This window comes from Fulvimonas sp. R45 (assembly GCF_030504985.1).
In the GTDB taxonomy this organism is placed as follows: domain Bacteria; phylum Pseudomonadota; class Gammaproteobacteria; order Xanthomonadales; family Rhodanobacteraceae; genus Rhodanobacter_A.
Map to the genome: position 1 here is coordinate 1 of NZ_JASERU010000029.1, position 16,500 is coordinate 16,500.

The 16,500-nt window shown below is 66.1% G+C and carries 29 protein-coding genes and 1 pseudogene; all 30 read left to right on the top strand.

The genetic code is table 11. The features are described from left to right. Positions 1–98, top strand: a pseudogene (locus QMK61_RS16820) (elongation factor Tu); the annotation flags it as partial. Between the two features lie 284 nt (positions 99–382). Further along, entirely contained in the window at positions 383–694 is a 312-nt protein-coding gene (gene rpsJ / locus QMK61_RS16825; protein ID WP_014402136.1) for a 30S ribosomal protein S10, read from the top strand. A gap of 20 nt (positions 695–714) precedes the next feature. Beyond that, a complete protein-coding gene (gene rplC / locus QMK61_RS16830) occupies positions 715–1,356 on the top strand; it encodes a 50S ribosomal protein L3 (RefSeq protein ID WP_302073396.1) in 642 nt (213 codons plus the stop codon). An 11-nt stretch (positions 1,357–1,367) separates the two neighbouring features. Beyond that, positions 1,368–1,970, top strand: a complete 603-nt coding sequence (rplD, locus tag QMK61_RS16835) for a 50S ribosomal protein L4 (protein WP_302073397.1) — start codon at positions 1,368–1,370, stop codon at positions 1,968–1,970. Continuing rightward, positions 1,967–2,260, top strand: a complete 294-nt coding sequence (rplW, locus tag QMK61_RS16840) for a 50S ribosomal protein L23 (RefSeq protein WP_302073398.1) — start codon at positions 1,967–1,969, stop codon at positions 2,258–2,260. Before rplD ends, rplW begins: the two co-directional genes overlap by 4 nt. Before the next feature lie 17 nt (positions 2,261–2,277). Next, a complete protein-coding gene (gene rplB, locus QMK61_RS16845) occupies positions 2,278–3,099 on the top strand; it encodes a 50S ribosomal protein L2 (protein ID WP_302073399.1) in 822 nt (273 codons plus the stop codon). A 12-nt stretch (positions 3,100–3,111) separates the two neighbouring features. Further along, the gene (rpsS, locus tag QMK61_RS16850) at positions 3,112–3,384 is read left to right on the top strand and encodes a 30S ribosomal protein S19 (protein WP_302073400.1); all 273 of its coding nucleotides are present in this window, start codon (positions 3,112–3,114) and stop codon (positions 3,382–3,384) included. A gap of 1 nt (position 3,385) precedes the next feature. Then, positions 3,386–3,721, top strand: coding sequence for a 50S ribosomal protein L22 (gene rplV / locus QMK61_RS16855; RefSeq protein WP_302073401.1), 336 nt, complete (start codon positions 3,386–3,388; stop codon positions 3,719–3,721). 14 nt (positions 3,722–3,735) lie between these two features. Beyond that, a complete protein-coding gene (gene rpsC / locus QMK61_RS16860) occupies positions 3,736–4,491 on the top strand; it encodes a 30S ribosomal protein S3 (RefSeq protein ID WP_302073402.1) in 756 nt (251 codons plus the stop codon). An 11-nt stretch (positions 4,492–4,502) separates the two neighbouring features. Continuing rightward, positions 4,503–4,916, top strand: coding sequence for a 50S ribosomal protein L16 (gene rplP, locus QMK61_RS16865; RefSeq protein ID WP_302073403.1), 414 nt, complete (start codon positions 4,503–4,505; stop codon positions 4,914–4,916). Position 4,917: 1 nt separating this feature from the next. Next, positions 4,918–5,103, top strand: coding sequence for a 50S ribosomal protein L29 (gene rpmC, locus QMK61_RS16870; protein ID WP_302073404.1), 186 nt, complete (start codon positions 4,918–4,920; stop codon positions 5,101–5,103). A gap of 12 nt (positions 5,104–5,115) precedes the next feature. Next, the gene (rpsQ, locus tag QMK61_RS16875) at positions 5,116–5,376 is read left to right on the top strand and encodes a 30S ribosomal protein S17 (RefSeq protein WP_302073405.1); all 261 of its coding nucleotides are present in this window, start codon (positions 5,116–5,118) and stop codon (positions 5,374–5,376) included. 13 nt (positions 5,377–5,389) lie between these two features. Then, positions 5,390–5,758 (top strand): 50S ribosomal protein L14, encoded by a 369-nt coding sequence (rplN, locus tag QMK61_RS16880; RefSeq protein WP_007513359.1) that lies wholly within the window; start codon positions 5,390–5,392, stop codon positions 5,756–5,758. A 16-nt stretch (positions 5,759–5,774) separates the two neighbouring features. Then, the gene (gene rplX, locus QMK61_RS16885; protein ID WP_302073406.1) at positions 5,775–6,089 is read left to right on the top strand and encodes a 50S ribosomal protein L24; all 315 of its coding nucleotides are present in this window, start codon (positions 5,775–5,777) and stop codon (positions 6,087–6,089) included. A gap of 12 nt (positions 6,090–6,101) precedes the next feature. After that, on the top strand, positions 6,102–6,641 hold the full coding sequence (rplE, locus tag QMK61_RS16890; RefSeq protein WP_302073407.1) for a 50S ribosomal protein L5: 540 nt from the start codon (positions 6,102–6,104) through the stop codon (positions 6,639–6,641). Positions 6,642–6,646: 5 nt separating this feature from the next. Then, the gene (gene rpsN / locus QMK61_RS16895) at positions 6,647–6,952 is read left to right on the top strand and encodes a 30S ribosomal protein S14 (RefSeq protein WP_302073408.1); all 306 of its coding nucleotides are present in this window, start codon (positions 6,647–6,649) and stop codon (positions 6,950–6,952) included. Between the two features lie 212 nt (positions 6,953–7,164). Further along, positions 7,165–7,560 (top strand): 30S ribosomal protein S8, encoded by a 396-nt coding sequence (gene rpsH, locus QMK61_RS16900; RefSeq protein WP_302073409.1) that lies wholly within the window; start codon positions 7,165–7,167, stop codon positions 7,558–7,560. Positions 7,561–7,570: 10 nt separating this feature from the next. After that, positions 7,571–8,098, top strand: a complete 528-nt coding sequence (rplF, locus tag QMK61_RS16905; RefSeq protein ID WP_302073410.1) for a 50S ribosomal protein L6 — start codon at positions 7,571–7,573, stop codon at positions 8,096–8,098. 96 nt (positions 8,099–8,194) lie between these two features. Next, on the top strand, positions 8,195–8,554 hold the full coding sequence (rplR, locus tag QMK61_RS16910) for a 50S ribosomal protein L18 (protein WP_302073411.1): 360 nt from the start codon (positions 8,195–8,197) through the stop codon (positions 8,552–8,554). A 109-nt stretch (positions 8,555–8,663) separates the two neighbouring features. Beyond that, positions 8,664–9,173, top strand: coding sequence for a 30S ribosomal protein S5 (gene rpsE, locus QMK61_RS16915; RefSeq protein WP_302073412.1), 510 nt, complete (start codon positions 8,664–8,666; stop codon positions 9,171–9,173). Beyond that, positions 9,166–9,363: a 50S ribosomal protein L30 gene (gene rpmD, locus QMK61_RS16920; protein WP_077481332.1), complete on the top strand. Its 198-nt coding sequence runs from the start codon at positions 9,166–9,168 to the stop codon at positions 9,361–9,363. The genes rpsE and rpmD overlap by 8 nt, the downstream gene beginning before the upstream one ends. Further along, positions 9,363–9,800: a 50S ribosomal protein L15 gene (rplO, locus tag QMK61_RS16925; RefSeq protein ID WP_302073430.1), complete on the top strand. Its 438-nt coding sequence runs from the start codon at positions 9,363–9,365 to the stop codon at positions 9,798–9,800. Before rpmD ends, rplO begins: the two co-directional genes overlap by 1 nt. A 6-nt stretch (positions 9,801–9,806) precedes the next feature. After that, the gene (gene secY, locus QMK61_RS16930) at positions 9,807–11,129 is read left to right on the top strand and encodes a preprotein translocase subunit SecY (RefSeq protein ID WP_302073413.1); all 1,323 of its coding nucleotides are present in this window, start codon (positions 9,807–9,809) and stop codon (positions 11,127–11,129) included. Positions 11,130–11,254: 125 nt separating this feature from the next. Beyond that, positions 11,255–11,611 (top strand): 30S ribosomal protein S13, encoded by a 357-nt coding sequence (rpsM, locus tag QMK61_RS16935; protein ID WP_302073414.1) that lies wholly within the window; start codon positions 11,255–11,257, stop codon positions 11,609–11,611. Between the two features lie 12 nt (positions 11,612–11,623). After that, the gene (gene rpsK, locus QMK61_RS16940; protein WP_007513384.1) at positions 11,624–12,010 is read left to right on the top strand and encodes a 30S ribosomal protein S11; all 387 of its coding nucleotides are present in this window, start codon (positions 11,624–11,626) and stop codon (positions 12,008–12,010) included. A gap of 11 nt (positions 12,011–12,021) precedes the next feature. Continuing rightward, positions 12,022–12,648 carry a 30S ribosomal protein S4 gene (gene rpsD, locus QMK61_RS16945; RefSeq protein ID WP_302073415.1) on the top strand — a complete coding sequence of 209 codons (627 nt, stop codon included), beginning with the start codon at positions 12,022–12,024 and terminating at the stop codon, positions 12,646–12,648. A gap of 15 nt (positions 12,649–12,663) precedes the next feature. Next, the gene (gene rpoA, locus QMK61_RS16950; protein ID WP_302073416.1) at positions 12,664–13,662 is read left to right on the top strand and encodes a DNA-directed RNA polymerase subunit alpha; all 999 of its coding nucleotides are present in this window, start codon (positions 12,664–12,666) and stop codon (positions 13,660–13,662) included. A 315-nt stretch (positions 13,663–13,977) separates the two neighbouring features. Further along, positions 13,978–14,364, top strand: a complete 387-nt coding sequence (gene rplQ, locus QMK61_RS16955; RefSeq protein WP_302073417.1) for a 50S ribosomal protein L17 — start codon at positions 13,978–13,980, stop codon at positions 14,362–14,364. 232 nt (positions 14,365–14,596) lie between these two features. Then, a complete protein-coding gene (locus tag QMK61_RS16960) occupies positions 14,597–15,118 on the top strand; it encodes a disulfide bond formation protein B (RefSeq protein WP_302073418.1) in 522 nt (173 codons plus the stop codon). Continuing rightward, positions 15,115–16,473, top strand: a complete 1,359-nt coding sequence (locus tag QMK61_RS16965; RefSeq protein ID WP_302073419.1) for a 3-deoxy-7-phosphoheptulonate synthase class II — start codon at positions 15,115–15,117, stop codon at positions 16,471–16,473. The genes QMK61_RS16960 and QMK61_RS16965 overlap by 4 nt, the downstream gene beginning before the upstream one ends. The last annotated feature ends 27 nt before the right edge of the window (positions 16,474–16,500 follow it).

Sequence of the window (16,500 nt, forward strand, 5' to 3'; positions counted from 1 at the left end):
TGATCCACCCGATCGCGATGGACGAGGGCCTGCGCTTCGCGATCCGCGAGGGTGGCCGCACCGTCGGCGCCGGCGTGGTCGCCAAGGTCATCAAGTAAGCCTGCAGTCGTTGTGACTCGCCTGCGGCGCAAGCCGCGGGCGAGGGTGGTGCCGAGGGGTCAGTGCCATTAGTGCTGGCTCCTTGGCGGTGGCGCAAGCCACCCGTTTCTTTGTGCGTCAACAAAAAAGACGCGACAAAGCCGCGTGAAGCATGTATGATTGGCCGTTCCCCGCGGCGGAAAGCCCATGCGGCGGCCAGCGGCGGGTTCCAAAGGGTTGTGCGAGGCGGTGAGAAGCCCCTCGGTTCACAGTATTTGTTCTTTCGATAACAGGACACGGTTTTATGGCGAACCAGAAGATTCGCATCCGGCTCAAGGCGTTCGATCATCGCCTGATCGACCGTTCGGCCAGCGAGATCGTCGAGACGGCCAAGCGCACCGGTGCCACGGTGCTCGGCCCGATCCCGCTCCCGACCAAGATCGAGCGCTACACCATCCTGGTGTCGCCTCACGTCGACAAGGATGCGCGCGACCAGTACGAGACCCGTACCCACAAGCGCGTGCTCGACATCGTCGACCCCAACGACAAGACCGTGGACGCGCTCATGAAGCTTGACCTCGCCGCTGGCGTGGACGTCCAGATCAAGCTCGGCTGAGCGATAGACAGGATACGAAGATGAGTATCGGACTGGTTGGCCGCAAATGCGGCATGAGCCGGCTCTTCACTGAAGACGGACGCTCGATTCCGGTGACGCTGATTGAAGCGACCCCGAACCGCGTCACCCAGCTGAAGACCGAAGACAACGATGGCTACAGCGCCGTGCAGGTCGCGGCGGGCGTCAAGCGCGCCTCGCTGCTGACCCAGCCGCTGAAGGGCCACTACGCCAAGGCCAAGGTGGAGCCGGGTCGTGGCCTGTGGGAATTCCGCGTGTCCGCCGATGACCTCGGCAAGTACAGCGTGGGCACGGAGATCAAGGCGGACGAGATCTTCTCGGTCGGCCAGATCGTCGACGTCGCCGGCGTCTCGAAGGGCAAGGGCTTCCAGGGCACCATCAAGCGCCACAACTTCAAGATGGGCGATGCGACGCACGGCAACTCGCTGTCGCACCGCGCGCCGGGTTCGATCGGCCAGCGCCAGACGCCGGGTCGCGTGTTCCCGGGCAAGAAGATGGCCGGCCACATGGGTGCGGTGAACCGCACGCAGCAGGGTCTGGAAGTGGTCAAGGTCGACGCCGAGCGTCACCTGATCGCGGTCAAGGGCGCGGTGCCGGGTGCGACCGGCGGCGACGTCGTGATCCGCCCGACCACCAAGGGTTGAGGAGAGACGCCATGGAACTGAATGTCATTGGCGCCAAGCCGCTCAGCGTGTCGGACGAAGTGTTCGGCGGCGAGTTCAAGCAGGCCCTGATCCACCAGGTGGTGGTTGCGTACCAGGCCGGCGGTCGCGCCGGCACCAAGGCGCAGCTGTCGCGTGGCGAGATGTCGGGCACCACCAAGAAGTTCAAGAAGCAGAAGGGCGGCGGCGCCCGCCACGGCGACTACCGTGCCCCGATCTTCGTGGGCGGCGGCGTCACCTTCGCGGCCAAGCCCCGCAGCTACGAGCAGAAGGTCAACCGCAAGGCCTACCGCGTCGCGATCCGCTCGATCCTGTCCGAGCTGAACCGCCAGGGTCGCCTGAAGGTGGTCGAGGGCTTCGGCATCGAGCAGCCCAGGACCAAGGCGATGGTCGCCAAGCTGAAGGAACTGGACGTCGCCGGCCGCGTGCTGCTGGTGTCCGAGGACGCCAACGAGGCGCTGTTCCTGGCTTCGCGCAACATCCCGTACCTGCACGTGGTCGACGTGATGGCGCTGAACCCGGTCAGCCTGGTCGGTTCCGACCACGTGGTGATGACCGTCGAGGCGGTGAAGAAGATCGAGGAGTGGCTGGCATGAGCAACGAACGCATCCTGAATACGCTGCGTGCGCCGCACATCTCCGAGAAGGCCGCGCGCCTTGCCGAGACCAACCAGTACGTATTCGTGGTGGCCCCCGAGGCGACCAAGGCCGACGTCCGCGTGGCGGTGGAGCAGATGTTCGACGTCAAGGTCGAGCAGGTGAACCTCGTCAACGCCAAGGGCAAGGTCAAGTCCTTCCGTTTCCGCGCTGGCAGCCGCCAGGGCAAGCGCAAGGCTTATGTGCGCCTCGCCGATGGCCAGTCCATCGACGTGTCGGCCAAGGCCTGAGCCAGGAGTTCAGTGAGATGGCACTAATCAATCACAAGCCGACCTCGCCGGGCCGCCGCGATGCGGTGAGCGTCCGTACCGAAGGTCTGCACAAGGGCGCGCCGTACGCGCCGCTGGTCGAGGCGCAGTCCAAGACCGGTGGCCGCAATCACTTCGGCCGCATCACCACGCGTCATCGTGGCGGTGGTCACAAGCAGCATTACCGCATCATCGACTTCAAGCGCGACAAGGAAGGCGTCGCGGCCAAGGTCGAGCGCATCGAGTACGATCCGAACCGCACCGCGCACATCGCGCTGCTGTGCTACGCCGACGGCGAGCGCCGCTACATCATCGCGCCGAAGGGCGTGGCGGTGGGCGACCGCCTGGTGTCGGGCCGAGACGCGCCGATCAAGGCCGGCAACAGCCTGCCGCTGCGCAACATCCCGGTCGGCTCGACCGTCCACTGCATCGAGATGAAGCCCGGCAAGGGCGCGCAGATCGCCCGCAGTGCCGGCGCCTCGGTGCAGCTGGTGGCCCGCGAGTCCGGCTACGCCACGCTCCGCCTGCGCTCCGGCGAAATGCGCCGGGTACCGGTCGAGTGCCGCGCCACCATCGGTGAGGTGGGCAACTCCGAGCACAGCCTGAAGAAGCTGGGCAAGGCCGGCGTCAAGCGCTGGATGGGCATCCGCCCGACCGTGCGCGGCGTGGTGATGAACCCGGTCGACCATCCGCATGGCGGTGGCGAGGGCCGTACCTCCGGTGGCCGTCATCCGGTCAGCCCGTGGGGCACGCCGACCAAGGGCTACAAGACCCGCAACAACAAGCGCACGCAGCAGTTCATCGTGCGTCGTCGCAAGTAACAGGAAGCCGTCATGCCGCGTTCTCTGAAGAAAGGTCCCTTCGTCGACCTTCATCTCGTGAAGAAGGTGGAAACCGCGGTTTCCACCAACAACAAGCGCCCGATCAAGACCTGGTCGCGCCGCTCGATGATCCTGCCGGAAATGGTGGGTCTCACCATCGCCATCCACAACGGTCGCCAGCACGTGCCGGTGCTCGTCAACGAGAACATGGTCGGGCACAAGCTCGGCGAGTTCGCGGTGACCCGCACCTTCAAGGGCCACGGCGGCGACAAGAAGGGCAAGTAAGATGAGCACCGAAGCCAAAGCGATCCTGCGCAGCGCGCGCATTTCGGCGCAGAAGGCACGCCTGGTGGCTGACCTGGTCCGCGGCATGCCCGTGGGCCGCGCCAGCGACGTGCTCCAGTTCACCAACAAGAAGGCCGCCCACCTCGTTCGCAAGGTGCTGCTCTCGGCCGTCGCCAACGCCGAGAACAACCTGGGCGCCGACGTCGACGAGCTGAAGGTCTCGCGCATCTTCGTGGACGAGGGTCCGGCGATGAAGCGCATGTACGCCCGCGCCAAGGGCCGCGGCTCGCGCATCCTGAAGCGCACCAGCCACATCACCGTGGTCGTCGGCGACTAAGAGGACAGAAGACGATGGGTCACAAAGTTCATCCCACCGGTATCCGCCTCGGCATCGCCAAGGACTGGAACTCGAAGTGGTACGCCAACAAGGGCGAGTACGCCCAGTACCTCGCGGCCGACCTGAAGGTCCGCGAGATGCTGCGCAAGAAGCTGGCGCAGGCCGGCATTTCCAAGATCCAGATCGAGCGTCCGGCCAAGACCGCCCGCGTGACGATCCACACCGCCCGTCCGGGCGTGGTGATCGGCAAGAAGGGCGAGGACATCGAGAAGCTGCGCAAGGAAGTCTCCGACCTGATGGGCGTCCCGGCGCACATCAACGTCAGCGAGGTGCGCAAGCCCGAGCTCGACGCGCAGCTGGTGGCCGAGTCGATCGCCCAGCAGCTGGAGCGCCGCATCATGTTCCGCCGCGCCATGAAGCGCGCGGTCGGCAACGCGATGCGCCTGGGTGCCTTAGGGATCAAGATCAACGTGTCCGGCCGCCTGAACGGCGCCGAGATCGCCCGTTCCGAGTGGAGCCGCGAAGGTCGCGTGCCGCTGCATACGCTGCGCGCCGACATCGATTATGGCTTTGCCGAGGCGAAGACCACCTACGGCATCATCGGCATCAAGGTGTGGGTCTACAAGGGCGAGATCTTCGACCTGGCGGCGGCGTCGCAGGAGTCGAAGGACGAGCAGTCCCAGCCGCCGCGCCGCGAAGGCGGCGAGGGCCGTCGTGACCGTGAGTCGCGCCGCGACGGCGAAGGCCGCCGCGAGCGGTCGGCGAAGTAAGGAGAGTTGCCATGCTGCAACCCAAGCGAACCAAGTACCGCAAGCAGTTCAAGGGCCGCAATGACGGCCTGGCCCAGTGCGCCAACCTCGTCAGCTTCGGCGAGTACGGCCTGAAGGCGACCACCCATGGCGCGCTGACCGCGCGCCAGATCGAGGCTGGCCGCCGTTGCATCACCCGCTTCGTGAAGCGCGGCGGCAAGCTGTGGATCCGCGTGTTCCCGGACAAGCCGATCACCAAGAAGCCGATCGAAGTGCGTATGGGCGCCGGCAAGGGCGGCGTGGAGTTCTGGGTCGCCCCGATCCAGCCCGGCCGCATGCTTTATGAGATCGAGGGCGTCGACGAGGCGACCGCGCGCGAGGCGATGCGCCTGGCTGCCGCCAAGCTCTCGGTGCAGACCCAGTTCGTGACCCGGGCGGTGATGTGACATGGCCATCAAAGATCTGACCACCAAGTCGGCCGAAGAGCTGAACCAGCACCTGCTGGACCTGCGCAAGGAGCAGTTCAACCTGCGCATGCAGAAGGGCTCCGGCCAGCTCAGCCAGCCGCACCAGCTGCGCCGCGTTCGGCGCGACATCGCCCGCACGAAGTTCGTGCTCGGCGGCAAGAAGTAAGGGACGGCGGACATGAGCGAGAACAACAAGCAGGCGCGTACCCTCGAGGGACGCGTCATCAGCAACAAGATGAACAAGACGGTGACCGTCCTGATCGAGCGCCAGGTGCAGCACGGCCTGCTGGGCAAGATCATCCGCCGTTCCACCAAGCTCCACGCGCAGGACGAGCTCGGCGCGAACGAGGGCGACGTGGTGCGCATCGCGGAATGCCGTCCGCTGTCCAAGACCAAGCATCACCGCGTGATCGAAATCATCACGCGCGCGAGCATCTGAGGAGAGTGCAGCCATGATCCAGATGCAAAGCACGCTCTCCGCGGCGGACAACAGCGGAGCCAAGGAACTGATGTGCATCAAGGTGCTCGGCGGCTCCAAGCGCCGCTACGCCGCGATCGGTGACGTGATCAAGGTCACCGTGAAGGACGCCATCCCCCGTGGCAAGGTGAAGAAGGGCGAGGTGTACAACGCCGTGGTGGTGCGTACCGCCAAGGGTGTGCGCCGTCCGGATGGCTCGCTGATCCGTTTCGACGGCAACGCGGCCGTGCTCCTCAACAACAAGCTCGAGCCGATCGGCACCCGCATCTTCGGGCCGGTCACGCGCGAGCTGCGCAGCGAGAAGTTCATGAAGATCGTCTCGCTCGCGCCCGAAGTGCTCTAAGGCGGAGACTGAACCCATGAACCGTATCCGCAAGGGCGATCAGGTCCTCGTGATCGCCGGCAAGAACAAGGGCCAGCGCGGCGATGTGCTGCGCGTTGACGGCGACCGCGTGTTCGTCTCCAACGTGAACCTGGTCAAGCGCCATACCAAGGCCAACCCGCAGGCCAACCAGCCTGGCGGCATCGTCGAGCGCGAAGCCTCGATCCATATTTCCAATGTGCAGCTGTTCAACCCCGCCACGAACAAGGGTGAACGCGTTGGCGCCAAGACGCTCGAGGATGGGCGCAAGGTGCGCGTGTTCCGTTCGAATGGCGAGGTCGTGGACGCGTAAGGAATCACAGTCATGACGCGCCTTGAAACGTTTTACAAAGACCAGGTCGTAGCCAAGCTCACCGAGAAGTTCGGCTACAAGAACGTGATGCAGGTTCCCCGCATCACCAAGATCACGCTGAACATGGGCGTGGGCGAAGCCGCGGGCAACAAGAAAGTGCTCGAGAACGCGGTGGCCGACATGGCCAAGATCGCGGGCCAGAAGCCGGTGACGACCAAGGCGCGCGTATCCGTCGCCTCGTTCAAGATCCGTGACGGTTGGCCGATCGGCTGCAAGGTGACCCTGCGCCGCGCCCAGATGTGGGAATTCCTGGATCGCCTGATCAACATCTCGCTGCCCCGCGTCCGCGACTTCCGCGGCGTGTCGGGTCGCGCCTTCGACGGCCGTGGCAACTACAACTTCGGCCTGAAGGAACAGATCATCTTCCCGGAAATCGACTTCGACTCGGTCGATGCGATGCGTGGCATGGACATCGCCATCACCACCACCGCCAAGACCGACGAAGAGGCCAAGGCGCTGCTGGAAGCCTTCAGCTTCCCGTTTAGGAATTAAGAGATATGGCAAAGACCTCGATGGTCAACCGCGACATCAAGCGGACCAAGCTCGTCAAGAAGTACGCCGCCAAGCGCGCCGAGCTGAAGGCGATCGTGCTGAGCCCCACCGCCTCCTACGAGGAGAAGATGGAGGCCCAGGGCAAGCTGCAGAAGCTGCCGCGCGACGCCAGCCCGGTTCGCCAGCGCACCCGCTGCGAGCTGACCGGCCGCCCGCGCGCCGTGTATCGCAAGTTCGGCCTGGGCCGCAACAAGCTGCGCGAAGCCACCATGCGCGGCGACGTGCCGGGCCTGCGCAAGGCCAGCTGGTAATCCCGTCCGGAGGCGCGGGTTCCACCCGCAGCCTTCGTGGCCGCCGGCGCTGCCTGCGCCGGCGGCACGGTCCCTAGACCGGTATTCGCCAAAAGCCGGAAAGGCTGCTACAATCGTCCGTCTGCGCAAGGCAGGCTGGCGGTTTCGTCAGCACTACAACTCAATTGATTTCCGGTCTTATCGGATATCGGTGCACTCTGAAGGAAGTTTTCATGAGCATGACTGATCCCATCGCCGACATGTTCACGCGCGTCCGCAATGCCCAGCTCACGGGCAAGCAGACTGTCAGCATGCCGTCGTCGAAGCTGAAGGTGGCGATCGCCAACCTTCTCAAGAACGAGGGCTACATTCTCGACGCCAAGACTTCCGACACGGAAGGCAAGCCGGTGCTCGAGATCAAGCTCAAGTATTTCGAGGGCCGCCCGGCCATCGAGAGCATCACCCGCGTTTCCCGCTCGGGCCTGCGCGTCTATCGCGGCAAGAGCGAGCTGCCGAAGGTGCTCGGCGGCCTGGGTATCTCGATCATCTCGACTTCCGCCGGTCTGCTGACCGACGCGCAGGCCCGCGCCAAGGGTCTGGGCGGCGAAGTCATCGGCCAGGTCGCGTAAGGAGTCGACGATGTCTCGTGTTGCCAAGAAGCCGGTTTCCCTGCCCAAGGGCGTGGAACTGAAGGCCGACGCCAGCGGCGTCACCGTGAAGGGTCCGAAGGGCACGCTGTCGACCCATGCCCTGCCGGGCGTGTCGATCGTCGTGGACAACGGCGTCGCCAGCATCGCCGTCGCCGACGGCGCCGACGACAAGTTCGGCGGTACCGCCCGCGCGCTGCTGGCCAACATGGTCAAGGGCGTGTCCGAGGGTTACGAGCGCAAGCTGGAACTCGTCGGCGTGGGTTACCGCGCCTCGATGGCCGGCAAGGCGCTGAACCTCAGCCTGGGCTACTCGCATCCGGTGGTGTTCGACGCGCCGGAAGGCATTAGCCTGGAAACCCCGTCGCAGACCGAAGTGCTGGTGAAGGGCGCCGACAAGCAGCGCGTGGGCGAAGTGGCGGCGAAGATCCGCGGCTTCCGTCCGCCGGAGCCCTACAAGGGCAAGGGCGTGCGCTATGCCGGTGAGAAGATCACCCTGAAGGAAGCCAAGAAGGCGTAAATGCGCTGTCCCTGCGCGAAGAAGCGGCCATCCATGGCCGCACTCTTCACTAAGAGCAGGTAACAGACATTCCAAGCCGATCCGCTTTCGAGGAATATGACGATGAACAAGAACGAATCCCGCCTGCGCCGCGCCAAGGCCACGCGCTCGCACATCCGCAAGCTCGGCGTGGCGCGCCTGTCGGTGCACCGCAGCGGCCAGCACATCTACGCCCAGGTGTTCGACGCCTCCGGCGACAAGGTGGTGGCGGCCGCTTCCACCGTGCAGAAGTCGGTGGCCGAGGGGCTGAAGGGCACCAAGAACCTGACCGCCGCCGCCGCGGTGGGCAAGGCCGTCGCCGAGCGTGCGCTGGCCGCGGGCGTGGAGGCGGTGGCGTTCGACCGCTCCGGCTTCCGCTACCACGGTCGCATCAAGGCGCTGGCCGAGGCCGCCCGCGAGGCCGGCCTGAAGTTCTGATCTTCGGCCGGGTCTCCCCTGGCGGCCCGGCCCATTGCAGCAACTACAACTCCAAGCGGCCAAGCCGCAAGCAAAAGTCCCGGATGGTCCGGGCACACGGAAACGAACAATGTCCTCTACCGATCGCGAAAATTCCGACGGCCTGCTCGAGAAGCTGATTGCCGTCAACCGCGTGGCCAAGACCGTGAAGGGCGGCCGCCAGATGAGCTTCACCGCGCTGACCGTGGTCGGCGACGGCGAAGGCAAGGTCGGCTTCGGCTATGGCAAGGCGCGCGAAGTGCCGGTGGCCATTTCCAAGGCCATGGAGCGCGCCCGCCGCAACATGGTGAACATCGACCTGAACAACGGCACCCTGTGGTACGCCATCAAGGCCAACCACGGCGCGGCGCGCGTGTTCATGCAGCCGGCCGCCGAAGGTACCGGCGTGATCGCCGGCGGCGCCATGCGCGCCGTGCTGGAAGTGGTCGGCGTGAAGAACGTGCTGGCCAAGGCCGTCGGTTCGCGCAACCCGATCAACTTGGTGCGCGCCACCATCAAGGGCCTGCAGGCGATCGCCTCGCCGAAGCAGATCGCCGCCAAGCGTGGCAAGACCGTTGAAGAGGTGCTGGGTCATGGCTAAGAAGAACGAGACCGCCGGCACCGTGCGCGTGCGCCTGGTGAAGGGCCTGCGCGGCGTGCAGGCACGGCATCGCCTCAGCGTGAAGGCGCTGGGCCTGAACAAGACCAACGACGTCCGTGAGCTGAAGGACAGCCCGCAGGTGCGTGGCCTGATCAACACGGTCTACTACCTGGTGCGGGTCGAGGAGTAATCATCATGCGTCTCAACGACATCAAGCCTGGCGCCGGTGCGCGCAAGTCGCGCCTGCGCGTCGGTCGCGGCATCGGCTCGGGCCTGGGCAAGACCGCCGGCCGTGGCCACAAGGGCCAGCACGCCCGCGCGGGCGGCACCCACAAGTTCGGCTTCGAAGGCGGCCAGATGCCGCTGCAGCGTCGCCTGCCCAAGGTCGGCTTCCGCTCGAAGATGAAGGCCGAGAGCCAGGAAGTGTTCCTGTACCAGCTGGCCAACCTGAAGGCCGACGTGATCGACGTGGTCGTGCTGCACCAGGCCGGCCTGGTCGACAGCCGCGCGAAGAAGGTCAAGGTCGTCGCCAAGGGCGAGATCGGCCGCGCGGTGAAGCTTTCCGGTCTGCTCGCGACGGCCGGCGCCAAGGCGGCCATCGAGGCGGCCGGCGGCAGCGTGGAGTAATCGACGGTGGCGGCAGCCAAGGGCAAGTTGCCTGGATCCGGCGGGAAGCTGACCGAGCTGCGTCAGCGCATCCTGTTCGTGATCGGTGCGCTGATCGTTTACCGCCTCGGCTCGTTCATCCCCGTCCCGGGGGTGAACCCGGACGCGATGAACAACCTGCTCGGCCAGAGCGGCGGCCTGCTGGACATGTTCAACATGTTCTCGGGCGGTGCGCTGGGGCGCTTCTCGGTGTTCGCGCTGGGCGTGGTGCCGTACATCTCCGCATCGATCGTGGTGCAGATGATGGGGTCGGTGCTGCCCAGCCTGCAGGCCCTGAAGAAGGAAGGGCAGGCGGGCCAGCGCACGCTGACCATGTACACCCGCTTCGGCACCGTGGCGCTGTCGGCCTTCCAGGCCTTCGGCATCTCGGTGGCGCTGATGAAGCAGTCCAGCGGCGGCATGCCGGTGGTGTACATGCCCGGCTACGGCTTCGTGCTGTCGGCCGTGGTGGGCCTGACCGCCGGCTCCATGTTCCTGATGTGGCTGGGCGAGCAGATGACCGAGCGCGGTATCGGCAACGGCATCTCGCTGCTGATCTTCGCCGGCATCGTGGCCGGCCTGCCGGGCGCGGTGGTGCATACCCTGGGCATGGCCAGCAACGGCGAGCTGACGGTGCTGATGCTGATCATGGTGGTCGGCCTGGTGCTGGCGGTGACCGCGTTCTGCGTGTTCATGGAGCGTGCGCAGCGGCGCATCACGGTGAACTACGCACGCAAGAGCGGCGGGCAGCGGGCCTACATGAACCAGACCTCGCACCTGCCGCTGAAGATCAACATGTCGGGCGTGATCCCGCCGATCTTCGCTTCGAGCCTGCTGATGTTCCCGGCCACCGCGGCCACCTGGTTCAGCCAGGGACACCAGGCCCGCTGGCTGCAGGACCTGACCCAGATGCTGACGCCGGGTGAACCGGTCTATGACATCGTCTACTCGGTGCTGGTGATCGTCTTCGCCTTCTTCTACACGGCGATCGTGTTCAACTCGCAGGAGACGGCGGACAACCTCAAGCGTTCGGGTGCGCTGATCCCGGGCATCCGCCCGGGCCGTTCGACCGCCGAGTACATCGATGGCGTGATGACACGGCTGACCGGCGTGGGCGCGATCTACCTGGTGCTGGTGTGCCTGGTGCCCACGTTCATGCAGAGCTACTGGCACGTTCCGTTCTACTTCGGCGGTACCTCGCTGCTGATCGTGGTGGTGGTGGTGATGGACTTCACGGCGCAGATCCAGGCGCACCTGGTCAGTCACCAGTACGAAGGGCTGCTCAAGAAGGCCAACCTGCGCCGCGGCTGAGGCGACGGTTGGCCGGAAAACCGGGGAAGGTGGCGGCGCCTGGCGCCGCAGGGCTTTCCTGTCAAGACAATTCAGGTTAAAATTGCGCGTTTACCGCGCACGAAACGCATCGGAGAAAGTACATCATGGCGCGCATCGCGGGTGTCAATTTGCCGGTCCAGAAGCATGTCTGGGTTGGCCTGCAGAGCATCTACGGCATCGGCCGCAGCCGGGCCAAGAAGGTCTGCGCGGACGCTGGCGTGGTTCCGACCACGCCGATCAAGTCCCTCAGCGAGGGCGAGGTGGAGAAGCTGCGCCACGAGATCGGCAAGTACGTCGTCGAAGGCGACCTGCGCCGTGAAGTGGGCATGGCCATCAAGCGCCTGATGGACCTGGGCTGCTACCGCGGCCTGCGCCATCGTCGTGGCCTGCCGGTGCGCGGCCAGCGCACGCGTACCAATGCGCGCACCCGCAAGGGCCCGCGTCGGGCAATCAAGAAGTAATGGATTTCAAACATGGCTAAGCCGGTCAAGACCAAGAAGAAGATCAAGCGCGTCGTCACGGATGCCGTGGCCCACGTGCAGGCCTCCTTCAACAACACCATCGTCACCATTACCGACCGCCAGGGCAACGCGCTGTCGTGGGCGACTGCCGGCGGCGCGGGTTTCCGCGGTTCGCGCAAGTCCACCCCGTTCGCCGCCCAGGTGGCCGCCGAAAAGGCCGGCCGCGCCGCGGGCGACTACGGCGTGAAGACCGTGGAAGTGCGCATCAAGGGCCCCGGCCCGGGTCGCGAGTCGGCCGTGCGTTCGCTGAACGCGCTGGGCTACAAGGTCCTCAATATCATCGACGTCACGCCGATCCCGCACAACGGCTGCCGTCCCCCCAAGAAGCGTCGAGTCTAAGGAGCAACCCCATGGCCCGTTATCGTGGAGCTACCTGCAAGCTCGCCCGCCGCGAGGGAGCGGATCTCAGCCTGAAGAGCCCGGCCCGCGCGCTGGACTCCAAGTGCAAGCTGGAGAACAAGCCCGGCCAGCATGGCGCCAACAAGCGCATGCGCATGTCCGACTATGCCGTCCAGCTGCGCGAGAAGCAGAAGGTCAAGCGCATCTACGGCGTGCTCGAGCGCCAGTTCGGCAACTACTACACCAAGGCGTCGACCCTCAAGGGCAACACCGGCGAGAACCTGCTGCGCCTGCTCGAGAGCCGCCTGGACAACGTCGTCTACCGCATGGGCTTCGCGGTCACCCGCGCCCAGGCCCGTCAGCTGGTCGCCCACAAGGCGGTGCTGGTCAACGACAAGAAGGTCAACATTCCGTCCTACCAGGTGCGCCCGGGCGACGTGATCGCGCTGACCGAGCGTGCGCGCACCCAGCTGCGCGTGCAGGAAGCCGCGACCGTGTTCGACACGATGGACCTGCGCCCGTCGTGGGTGGAAGTGGACTCCAAGAAGTTCGCCGGTACGTTCAAGTCGTTGCCCGACCGCGGTGATCTGCCGTCCGACATCAACGAAGCCCTGATCGTCGAGCTTTATTCGAAGTAATTACCGGAGCCTTGCATGGCAGTTTCGTCAACTAGCGTGCTGCGGCCTCGCGGCCTCAGCGTCGAGCAGCTCGGCCCCAACCGCGCCAGGGTGGTGGTGGAGCCGCTCGAGCGTGGCTTCGGCCACACCCTGGGCAACGCGCTGCGTCGCGTGCTGCTCTCCTCGATCCCCGGCAGCGCCATCATCGAGGTGGAAATCGACGGCGTGCTGCACGAGTACACCACGCTCGAGGGCCTGCAGGAGGACGTGATCGAAGTCCTGCTGAACCTGAAGGACGTGGCCATCCGCCAGCATTCCGGCGACGAGGTCACCCTGACCCTGTCCAAGAAGGGCAAGGGCGTGGTCACCGCGGGCGACATCGCCGTGGATCACACGGTCGAGATCATCAATCCCGAGCACGTGATCTGCCACCTGACCAAGGACATCGCGCTGAACATGCGCCTGAAGGTGCGTCGCGGCGTCGGCTACCAGCCGGCCAGCTCGCGCCAGCATCCGGACGACGAGGCGCGCCCGATCGGCCGCCTGCAGCTGGATGCGTCCTTCGCGCCGGTGCTGCGCGTCGCCTACGAGGTGGACGCGGCCCGCGTGGAGCAGCGCACCAACCTCGACAAGCTGGTGCTGGACATCGAGACCAACGGCACCATCGGCGCCGAGGACGCGGTCCGCAAGGCGGCCGAGATCCTCAACGACCAGCTGTCGGTGTTCGGCGATTTCTCGCGTCGCGAGAGCGCCACCGACAAGGCCGAGAAGAGCGGTTTCGACCCGCTGCTGCTGCGCCCGATCGACGATCTGGAGCTCACCGTGCGTTCGGCGAACTGCCTGAAGGCCGAGAGCATCTACTACATCGGCGACCTGGTGCAGAAGACCGAGGTCGAGCTGCTGAAGACGCCGAACCTGGGCAAGAAGTCGCTCACCGAGATCAAGGACGTCCTTGGCTCGCGCGGCCTGGCCCTGGGCATGAAGCTGGAGAACTGGCCGCCGCCGGGTCTCTCGCACGGCATGCAATTGGGCTAGTGCGTTGTTTGTGCGATCGTCCTTGATCGCCATGTAGCAAATCCTCAACCGGAGTGCATCTTGCGCTCCGGTTGAGCGCTGAAAGCGGCCATCCATGGCCGCAGCGCAATTTTTGCGATCGTCCGTGATCGCTGCGCGATAGCTGTCTGGTGAGCGTGATTTCCGCGTTCCTGGCCGGCGCCAGAAGCGGCCATCCATGGCCGCACTCTTAAATAAAAGCCGGTTCCACCAAAGGCTTCTTACAGCGGGTAACCGCGGGGTGCTGGACACAGGTGCCGGCGCTTCATAACAACAGACCAGCAGAGAGTATTCGCCATGCGCCACATGAAATCCGGCCGTAAGTTCAACCGCACGAGCAGCCACCGCGAAGCGATGTTCAAGAACATGGCTTCGTCGCTGTTCAAGCACGAGCTGATCCGCACCACCCTGCCGAAGGCCAAGGAACTGCGCCGCGTCGCCGAGCCGCTGATCACCCTGGCCAAGACCGACGGCGTGGCCAACCGCCGCCTCGCGTTCGCGCGCCTGCGCGACAAGGAGGCGGTGGGCAAGCTGTTCGTCGAGCTGGGGCCGCGCTACCGCGAGCGTCCCGGCGGTTACCTGCGCATCCTGAAGTGCGGCTTCCGCGACGGCGACAACGCGCCGATGGCCTACGTCGAGCTGGTGGACCGCCCGCAGGCGGCCGCGGCCGACGACGCCGAGTAAGCAAGCAGCATACGGACGTCCATACGTCCGCACGAAACCCCGGCCGGGCGACCTGCCGGGGTTTTTTCATGGCGCACATTCCGGGGCGCCGTCTTGGCAGGCGTCCCTGCAGGCCTGCAAAACGGCCGTTCCGCCGTTCCCGGCGCTCCTGCGGCAAGCTGCCCGCCACGGCATGCTGACAGCCCGGCGACAAGCGGGTAATGTCGCGTCTCCACCTCTTGTCGTGCCGTCCATGAATCCCTTGCGCTGGTCGTTCCGCGTCAGTCTCCTCGCCGGCTTCCTGGCCTGCGCCGGGCTGATCGGTTTTGCGCTGTATGCGCAATACGTGCTGATGATGGACCCGTGCCCGCTGTGCATCCTGCAGCGCGTGGCGTTCATCGCGCTGGGCGTGGTGTTCCTGGTCGGCGGCCTGCATGCGCCGCGCGGTGGCGGACGCTGGGTCTACGTGGGGTTGCTGGTGCTGGTCGCGCTGGTCGGCATCGGCATCGCCGCGCGCCACCTGTGGATCCAGTCGCTGCCGCCGGACCAGGTGCCGAGCTGTGGTGCGCCGCTGGGCTATCTGCTGGAAACCCGCGCCAGCAACGGCGGCTTGATCGGCGTGCTGGTGAAGGTGCTCAGCGGCTCCGGTGAATGCGCCCGGGTGCAGCCGATCCTGGGCCTGTCGATGCCATGGTGGTCGCTGATCTGGTTCGTGCTGCTGGGCGCCTGGGCGGTATCGGCCAGCGTGCGTCGCAAGACGGTCGCGCGGCGATGAGCGGCGCCTCGCCGGCCGTATCCGCCCCGGACTGGACGCCGTCGTCCTGGCAGCGGCGCGAGGCCCTGCAGCAACCGCACTACGAGGATGCCGCCGAGCTGGCGCAGGCCACCGCGCAACTGGCCCGGTTGCCGCCGCTGGTGACCTCGTGGGAGGTGCTGGCATTGAAGCAGGCGCTGGCCGAGGCGCAGGAAGGCGGACGCTTCCTGCTGCAGGGCGGCGATTGCGCGGAGAGTTTCGCCGACTGCACCAGCCCGGTGATCTCCAACCGGCTCAAGGTGCTGCTGCAGATGAGCCTGGTGCTGGTGCACGGGCTGAAGCAGCCGGTGCTGCGCGTGGGCCGCTTCGCCGGCCAGTACGCGAAGCCGCGCTCGGCCGACACCGAGACGCGCGACGGCGTGACCCTGCCCAGCTTCCGCGGCGACGTGGTCAACGGCCCCGACTTCACGCCCGCGGCGCGGCGCGCCGACCCGCAACGGCTGCTGCGTGCGCACGCGCATTCGGCGCTGACGATGAACTTCGTGCGCGCCCTGATCGACGGCGGCTTCGCCGACCTGCACCATCCCGAATACTGGGATCTGGCCTGGGTGGAGCGCTCGCCGCTGGCCGCCGAGTACCGCCGCATGGTGGCCGGCATCGGCGACTCGCTGCGCTTCATGGAAACCCTGGCCGGGCCGATCGCCGGCTTCACCAAGGTGGATTTCTTCACCTCGCACGAGGCGCTGCTGCTGCACTACGAGCAGGCGCTGACCCGCCAGGTGCCGCGCCACCCGGGCTGGTTCAACCTGTCCACGCACTTCCCGTGGATCGGCATGCGCACCGCCGCACTGGACGGCGCCCACGTCGAGTACTTCCGCGGCATCCGCAACCCCGTCGCGGTGAAGGTCGGCCCCTCGGTGACGCCCGACCAGCTGCTGCCGCTGGTCGATGCGCTGAATCCCGACGACGAGCCGGGCCGGCTGACCCTGGTGCACCGCATGGGCCACGCGAAGATCGCCGAAGCCTTGCCGCCGCTGCTGGAGGCGGTGAAGCGCGAGGGGCGGCGCGTGCTGTGGGTGGCCGACCCGATGCACGGCAACACCGAAAGCACCTCCAACGGCTACAAGACGCGCCGCTTCGACAACATCCGCGGCGAGCTGGATCAGGCCTTCGACATCCACGCCGCCGCCGGCACGCGGCTGGGCGGCGTGCACCTGGAACTGACCGGCGAGGATGTCACCGAATGCCTGGGCGGCGCGCGCGACCTCTCCGAGGCCGACCTGGCGCGCGCCTACAAGTCGATGGTGGATCCGCGGCTGAACTACGAGCAGTCGCTGGAACTGGCCATGCTGATCGTGCGCAAGTCGCACGGCTGATCGCCGGCGCCGGCCTGCGCGCGAACG

What these genes read in the sequence shown, in the direction of transcription:
- rplN (WP_007513359.1), top strand. Translation starts at nt 5,390, where the DNA reads ATGATCCAGATGCAAAGCACGCTCTCCGCGGCGGACAACAGCGGAGCC.
- rpsC (WP_302073402.1), top strand. Translation starts at nt 3,736, where the DNA reads ATGGGTCACAAAGTTCATCCCACCGGTATCCGCCTCGGCATCGCCAAG.
- rpsD (WP_302073415.1), top strand. Translation starts at nt 12,022, where the DNA reads ATGGCCCGTTATCGTGGAGCTACCTGCAAGCTCGCCCGCCGCGAGGGA.
- rplP (WP_302073403.1), top strand. Translation starts at nt 4,503, where the DNA reads ATGCTGCAACCCAAGCGAACCAAGTACCGCAAGCAGTTCAAGGGCCGC.
- rpsS (WP_302073400.1), top strand. Translation starts at nt 3,112, where the DNA reads ATGCCGCGTTCTCTGAAGAAAGGTCCCTTCGTCGACCTTCATCTCGTG.
- rplQ (WP_302073417.1), top strand. Translation starts at nt 13,978, where the DNA reads ATGCGCCACATGAAATCCGGCCGTAAGTTCAACCGCACGAGCAGCCAC.
- rplE (WP_302073407.1), top strand. Translation starts at nt 6,102, where the DNA reads ATGACGCGCCTTGAAACGTTTTACAAAGACCAGGTCGTAGCCAAGCTC.
- rplB (WP_302073399.1), top strand. Translation starts at nt 2,278, where the DNA reads ATGGCACTAATCAATCACAAGCCGACCTCGCCGGGCCGCCGCGATGCG.
- rplC (WP_302073396.1), top strand. Translation starts at nt 715, where the DNA reads ATGAGTATCGGACTGGTTGGCCGCAAATGCGGCATGAGCCGGCTCTTC.
- rpsJ (WP_014402136.1), top strand. Translation starts at nt 383, where the DNA reads ATGGCGAACCAGAAGATTCGCATCCGGCTCAAGGCGTTCGATCATCGC.
- rplV (WP_302073401.1), top strand. Translation starts at nt 3,386, where the DNA reads ATGAGCACCGAAGCCAAAGCGATCCTGCGCAGCGCGCGCATTTCGGCG.
- rpsQ (WP_302073405.1), top strand. Translation starts at nt 5,116, where the DNA reads ATGAGCGAGAACAACAAGCAGGCGCGTACCCTCGAGGGACGCGTCATC.
- rpsE (WP_302073412.1), top strand. Translation starts at nt 8,664, where the DNA reads ATGTCCTCTACCGATCGCGAAAATTCCGACGGCCTGCTCGAGAAGCTG.
- rplW (WP_302073398.1), top strand. Translation starts at nt 1,967, where the DNA reads ATGAGCAACGAACGCATCCTGAATACGCTGCGTGCGCCGCACATCTCC.
- rpmC (WP_302073404.1), top strand. Translation starts at nt 4,918, where the DNA reads ATGGCCATCAAAGATCTGACCACCAAGTCGGCCGAAGAGCTGAACCAG.
- rpsH (WP_302073409.1), top strand. Translation starts at nt 7,165, where the DNA reads ATGAGCATGACTGATCCCATCGCCGACATGTTCACGCGCGTCCGCAAT.
- rpoA (WP_302073416.1), top strand. Translation starts at nt 12,664, where the DNA reads ATGGCAGTTTCGTCAACTAGCGTGCTGCGGCCTCGCGGCCTCAGCGTC.
- rplX (WP_302073406.1), top strand. Translation starts at nt 5,775, where the DNA reads ATGAACCGTATCCGCAAGGGCGATCAGGTCCTCGTGATCGCCGGCAAG.
- rpsN (WP_302073408.1), top strand. Translation starts at nt 6,647, where the DNA reads ATGGCAAAGACCTCGATGGTCAACCGCGACATCAAGCGGACCAAGCTC.
- QMK61_RS16965 (WP_302073419.1), top strand. Translation starts at nt 15,115, where the DNA reads ATGAGCGGCGCCTCGCCGGCCGTATCCGCCCCGGACTGGACGCCGTCG.
- rplR (WP_302073411.1), top strand. Translation starts at nt 8,195, where the DNA reads ATGACGATGAACAAGAACGAATCCCGCCTGCGCCGCGCCAAGGCCACG.
- rpsM (WP_302073414.1), top strand. Translation starts at nt 11,255, where the DNA reads ATGGCGCGCATCGCGGGTGTCAATTTGCCGGTCCAGAAGCATGTCTGG.
- rplD (WP_302073397.1), top strand. Translation starts at nt 1,368, where the DNA reads ATGGAACTGAATGTCATTGGCGCCAAGCCGCTCAGCGTGTCGGACGAA.
- rplF (WP_302073410.1), top strand. Translation starts at nt 7,571, where the DNA reads ATGTCTCGTGTTGCCAAGAAGCCGGTTTCCCTGCCCAAGGGCGTGGAA.
- rpmD (WP_077481332.1), top strand. Translation starts at nt 9,166, where the DNA reads ATGGCTAAGAAGAACGAGACCGCCGGCACCGTGCGCGTGCGCCTGGTG.
- rpsK (WP_007513384.1), top strand. Translation starts at nt 11,624, where the DNA reads ATGGCTAAGCCGGTCAAGACCAAGAAGAAGATCAAGCGCGTCGTCACG.
- QMK61_RS16960 (WP_302073418.1), top strand. Translation starts at nt 14,597, where the DNA reads ATGAATCCCTTGCGCTGGTCGTTCCGCGTCAGTCTCCTCGCCGGCTTC.